Raw genomic sequence first — 5103 nt, 5'->3', positions numbered from 1 at the left:
AAACAGCGGTAATCCCACCAAGTAAAGTTGCAATCGCTAAAACTATTTCCATTTACGCCTCATTGATGCCTAACGCCCTGTTAAGGTGTGAGCAACGCAATACCGATGCCGCCGCATACCACCTTAAACACTAAACGCAACGCATAGTGAAAATGCCACGCGTTGCGAATCACTCTTAAACAGATTGTTATGTGCGTTCTTTAAGCTCTTTTACTTTCGCTTCCATCCCACAAATCATATAAAGAAATGCAGGAATACTACCGAGAATAAATGATATTAGTGAAACAATCCCTAGTCCCATGGTTAATGGCTGAGCTATAGCTAGTTGATGTTTGGCAAGTTCACACTGTTTATAAAGCTCATGGCTAAGCTGGCAGCTGTGACTTCCCATATTGACAACTCGCTCGCCAATACTTTGCTCATATTCAAACTTATTAGAATACCCTTCAATTTCTATGGGATATACCATGGTGTATAACTGTGTAAACGAGATAGCAGCTAAACCAAGAAAGAAAATCGCTGCTTTTCGCCAACTTTCAATGCTTTTTTTATCAAGAAATAGAGATTTCAATTGCACCTCCCTCCTATAACACTTTAGGGTAATAAACAGGTGAGCACATAACGCCCGCTTAAGGGGCAGCCAACGCTACTACTCACTTTCCGCATAACACCGTAATCACAAAAACCAACGCATAGTAAAAATGCCGCGCGTTGGCTGTCCCTCTTGAAGCGTTTGTTAGGCTTATTGGGCAAGGCATGTACCAACACTCTGTACATATGCCCATGTATTAGCCCAAGGAAACGTCCGAATAAATACTATTAAGTGGAGTAGAAAGAACACCCAAGGAACCCAGCTTTCGATATGTGTGATTGGTCGATACAACTTTGGATTTGTTCCTCGTTGTACGGAATCCCACTCAGCATCGTAAGGACTGATAGGTAGCCGCTTTTCAATATCCTGAACTACTTGCCATTTAGCAGAATTTAAGTTTCGATACGATAATACGATATTGAACCAAAACATAGTCAACATGCTACCTGCAAGAGCGAGTAACCACATATAGTCTGGGCTTTTATCAACTGTCAAATAACCAACAAAAGCTAGGATAGCGGAATTGACACTCAAAAAGTAAGTATTCGCTGATGTTCGACGTTGGCTGATCCTATCTGCCATTTCCACATAAAGTTTATACTGTTCAAGTAAGTGGGTATGCCATTGTTCATTTGGTGGATATGTAGAACCTTCAGCTATTTCGTTCCACAACTTACTTTCTGGAACTTCAACTGTCATCTAGAACCACCTATTAATGACTTAAGGTTATCCCATGTCCATTTATAAACTTTATCTGACGACAAGGCATTTTTAGGTTTAGTACAAGTTTTGTCAGGATATGCCGCCAATAAGAAGTACGGTTTAGATTTTTCTTTAGCTATTTCAAGTTCTGCCTCGACTCCTGTGGCCGTATGAGTCTTAGTGCCACAAAGAACTATAACCACATCAACATTATCCATGCGACGACGAACTTTTTCTTTCCAATCTCCGAGTAAATGGTTTTTCACAGAGTTATCTTTGAACTCAAAAGGGCTATCTTGAAACTTTGCTTGACCTGCAAGCATTATTTTCGCCCCCTCGTCATTATCGTAATCAAAACTGATAAATGCTCTTTTTTTACTCATAGTCAATCTCCATTGTAATTACTATCTTTAAGCCTAACGCCCAATTAAGGGGTGAGCAACGCTACCACCCAGGCTTAAAGTATTGTGCCATAAACACTTAACTTGAAGTAGAAGCAAAATGCCAAGCGTTGGGAATCCCTCTTAAATTGTTTGTTATGTTTCTTGGATTCAAGTACGAAGTGCGACACCTCTGAACATAAAAACAGTAAGGTGCGATAATCATGAAGTTTGCTCCCGCCAAGAAGTAAAAAACATGAAATACACACACCTCACTGAGAACGAAAGGTATATGATTTCTGCGCTCAGAAAGCAAGGGATCAGTACCGCAAAAATAGCTAAACAACTGGACCGTCACAAAGCCACTATCTATCGAGAAATTGAACGTAATTGTCGTTACAACAAGTTCTTCGATAGGTACTCTTATCAACCAGAGCGGGCACAGCAAATGGCGCGCAACCGGCTTAGTCGTTCACGGCGAAATAAACGCTATACCGAACTTGACTTCAGACTACCTGAAGCCTTGCTACGACTGGACTGGAGCCCTGACCAAATAGTCGGATACCTAAGAATGAGAGGCTATCCAACAATGAGCCACGAGCTCATTTATCAGCACGTTTGGAACGACAAAACTCTCTGTGGAACGCTATGGAAACACCTACGCCAATCCACCAAGAAAAGGCGTAAAAGGTACAACTCAAAAGACAGTCGAGGACGGCTGGCAAATAAGCGTCATATTGCCGAAAGACCTGCAGACGCTGAGCATCGAAAAGAGCCTGGCCACTGGGAAATTGATACCGTCGTTGGCCGCGGAACCAAGCACTGTATCGTCACTTTAGTCGACAGAATGACTGGCTACACTTTTATGTGGCAAATGGACGATAGAACAAGCGAATCACTCAACGTAAGAATGAGCAAAATCATGACCCGCTCTGACTTACCTTTTAAGACGATAACTGCTGATAACGGCACTGAATTTCATGGTTATGCACAACTAGAAAAACATCATAACTGCCTGTTTTACTTTGCAAATCCATACCATTCATGGGAGCGAGGCACTAATGAAAACACCAATGGTTTGATACGACAATACTTACCAAAACGAACCTCCATGTCACACGTGACACAGAAGCTGTGTAATGAAATTGCAGATAAATTAAATACGCGCCCACGCAAAAGACTTGGGTATAGAACACCACTGGAGTATATTCATGCGCATCTGTAGAAAGTGTCGCACTTCAAACTTGATACTAAGTTTCTTGTACATAGGCAAACGCTTTGATAGGCTTACCCCTTGATTTTCAATGTTTAGTTGTTCGTAAACTGAACATTCAGAGTTGGAAATAAAGGGCCCTAGTATTGACTTCGGTCGCGGTGTTTTGTCCTTGTCGGTATACCTCGCATCTGTTTACTTATTTGTAGTGACGGGTATGGGAGTATCAGTTATGAGTATGAGCGAAATGTTTTCATGGTGCGGTGCAGTGTTGCGGGTTACCCAAGTGAAACAGAGCGACTTTAGAATAGAACGATCACCCTCCCAATAACCTGCTGAGGTTCGAATCCTCTTCCCCGCACCAATTCAAGCCCTCGCCAGAACACTCTCGCGAGGGCTTTACATTTCACAGCGTTCCATAGAAACATAACGCCCGGTTAAGGGGCAGCCAACGCCACAACCAAGCTTCCGCATAACACCGTAACCACAAAAACCAACGCATAATAAAAATGCCACGCGTTGGCTGTCCCTCTTGAACCGTTTGTTATGCTTAAACTTCAACACCTTACGTTTAACTTACCGCCAGAATAACTCAACTTTACAAAACGAACCAAGCTGGAAAATTGATTAACCTGAACTCACTCATGATTTGAGTAAAAACTGGCCCTACTCCGAACCAAATTATGATGAAAACTTGCACCAGCCGAACTCACCACACGCAAGCGTGAAACTCAACTGAGGCAACTGCGACAAACTCACAGCGTCAGCAACATTGCCTTTTCATTAGGTAGCGCAAAACAATTTCAAATTGCCGATACGCTTTGGGTTGATAAGCCGAGGAACCAAATTACTCAAAGCGACTTTGAGCAAACAGCACTGACCACGCGCAAATTCAATTCTGAAATGAGGCAATTATTCAGATTTACAGCGCCAACAAAACTGCCTTTTCTTTAGGCAGCGACGAACAATATTGAATTGCCGAAAAGCTTGAACGAATGGCTGAAGGAGCAAAGAAAATTTGCAAGCGACTGAATTTATGAGATTAAGCATAACGCCCGGCTAAGGGGTTGACAACGCACCGCCGAACTCAAAAAACACGCCGTAAACACTGAACTTCAATTTTGCACTAAAATCGCCAAGCGTTGGCAATCCCTCTTGAGCCGTTTGTTATGCAAATTCAATAAGATAAACTGACTTTACTCGATCAAAAGCCACAATTGCAATGGTTAAGTGATTCAAGAATCAACCCAAGCCAGAGCCGTGATAAATGAGCCGCCAAAACAAAGTCCACCTTTCAGCAACAAACCAAGCTTTTGAATGAGACAAACTCAACAAGCAAGACTTTCAGCAAATGCGAAATACTCGATAAACTTGCCCTTTCCACACTTTTCGCCCGCTAAATTGACAACAAGCCAGCACCAAAACTCATTGAGGCAAACAAAGAACTTTGCCTGTTTTACGGCTTGAGTTAACCACGAATCTGAGGGTGAAAGTGCTAATTTGCCGACAACACAAAACGAATAGCCAGAGAAATCACAAAAGATTGAACCCCTAAATTTACCTGAGTTGCATAACGCCCGGCTAAGGGGTTGGCAACGCACCGCCGAACTCAAAAAACACACTGTAAACACTGAACTTCAATTTTGCACTAAAGCCGCCAAGCGTTGGCAATCCCTCTTGAGCCGTTTGTTATGCAAATTCAATAATATAAACTGACTTTACTCGATCAAAAACCACAATTGCAATGGTTGAGTAATTCAAGAACCAACCCAAGCCAGAGCCTTGATAAATAAGCCGCCAAAACAAAGTCCACCTTTCAGCAACAAACCAAGCTTTTGAATCAGGAAAACTTAACGAGCGAAACCTCCAGCAAGTACAAAATGCTCGATAAACTTGCCCTTTCCACACTTTGCACCCGCTAAATTCACAACAAACCAGCACCAAAACTCATTGAGGCAAACAAAGAACTTTGCCTGTTTTACGGTTTGAGTGAACCATGAATTTTAGGGTAAAAATGTCATTTGCCGACAACACAAAACGAATTGCCGGAGAAATCCAAAAGATTGAAACCCTAAATTTACCTGAGTTGCATAACGCCCGGCTAAGGGGTTGACAACGCATAGCCGAACTCAAAAAACACACTGTAAACACTGAACTTCAATTTTGCACTAAAGTCGCCACGCGTTGGCAATCCCTCTTGAGCCGTTTGTTAGGCC

5 protein-coding genes are annotated in these 5103 nt (G+C 42.4%); 1 reads left to right on the top strand and 4 read right to left on the bottom strand.

Features of this window, described 5'->3' with window-relative positions; translation table 11 throughout:
• Positions 1-187: 187 nt before the first annotated feature.
• The 3 genes from EXZ60_RS18475 to EXZ60_RS18460 all read right to left on the bottom strand — a co-directional run bounded on the left by EXZ60_RS18475 (position 188) and on the right by EXZ60_RS18460 (position 1677).
• Complete coding sequence (locus EXZ60_RS18475; protein ID WP_277436124.1) at positions 188-571, bottom strand: hypothetical protein; 384 nt, start codon at positions 569-571, stop codon at positions 188-190.
• Between the two features lie 171 nt (positions 572-742).
• Positions 743-1291: a hypothetical protein gene (locus EXZ60_RS18465; protein ID WP_029807625.1), complete on the bottom strand. Its 549-nt coding sequence runs from the start codon at positions 1289-1291 to the stop codon at positions 743-745.
• On the bottom strand, positions 1288-1677 hold the full coding sequence (locus EXZ60_RS18460; RefSeq protein ID WP_231811095.1) for a TIR domain-containing protein: 390 nt from the start codon (positions 1675-1677) through the stop codon (positions 1288-1290). The genes EXZ60_RS18465 and EXZ60_RS18460 overlap by 4 nt, the downstream gene beginning before the upstream one ends.
• A gap of 253 nt (positions 1678-1930) precedes the next feature.
• Here EXZ60_RS18460 and EXZ60_RS18455 point away from each other — a divergent pair, with 253 nt between their 5' ends.
• Positions 1931-2899 carry an IS30 family transposase gene (locus EXZ60_RS18455; RefSeq protein WP_277436123.1) on the top strand — a complete coding sequence of 323 codons (969 nt, stop codon included), beginning with the start codon at positions 1931-1933 and terminating at the stop codon, positions 2897-2899.
• 387 nt (positions 2900-3286) lie between these two features.
• Here the strand turns inward: EXZ60_RS18455 and EXZ60_RS18450 are convergent, their stop codons facing one another.
• A complete protein-coding gene (locus EXZ60_RS18450; RefSeq protein WP_346780469.1) occupies positions 3287-3448 on the bottom strand; it encodes a DUF3265 domain-containing protein in 162 nt (53 codons plus the stop codon).
• Positions 3449-5103: the final 1655 nt, after the last annotated feature.

This window comes from Vibrio sp. 1151_11 (assembly GCF_029478525.1).
GTDB lineage: Bacteria > Pseudomonadota > Gammaproteobacteria > Enterobacterales > Vibrionaceae > Vibrio > Vibrio anguillarum.
The sequence above is the reverse complement of the archived record's forward strand: the minus strand, read 5'-3'. Positions and strand labels throughout refer to the sequence as shown.

Bases quoted from the DNA above. Each gene is read 5' to 3' on its own strand.
- EXZ60_RS18465 (WP_029807625.1), bottom strand. From the start codon at position 1,291: ATGACAGTTGAAGTTCCAGAAAGTAAGTTGTGGAACGAAATAGCTGAA.
- EXZ60_RS18460 (WP_231811095.1), bottom strand. From the start codon at position 1,677: ATGAGTAAAAAAAGAGCATTTATCAGTTTTGATTACGATAATGACGAG.
- EXZ60_RS18455 (WP_277436123.1), top strand. From the start codon at position 1,931: ATGAAATACACACACCTCACTGAGAACGAAAGGTATATGATTTCTGCG.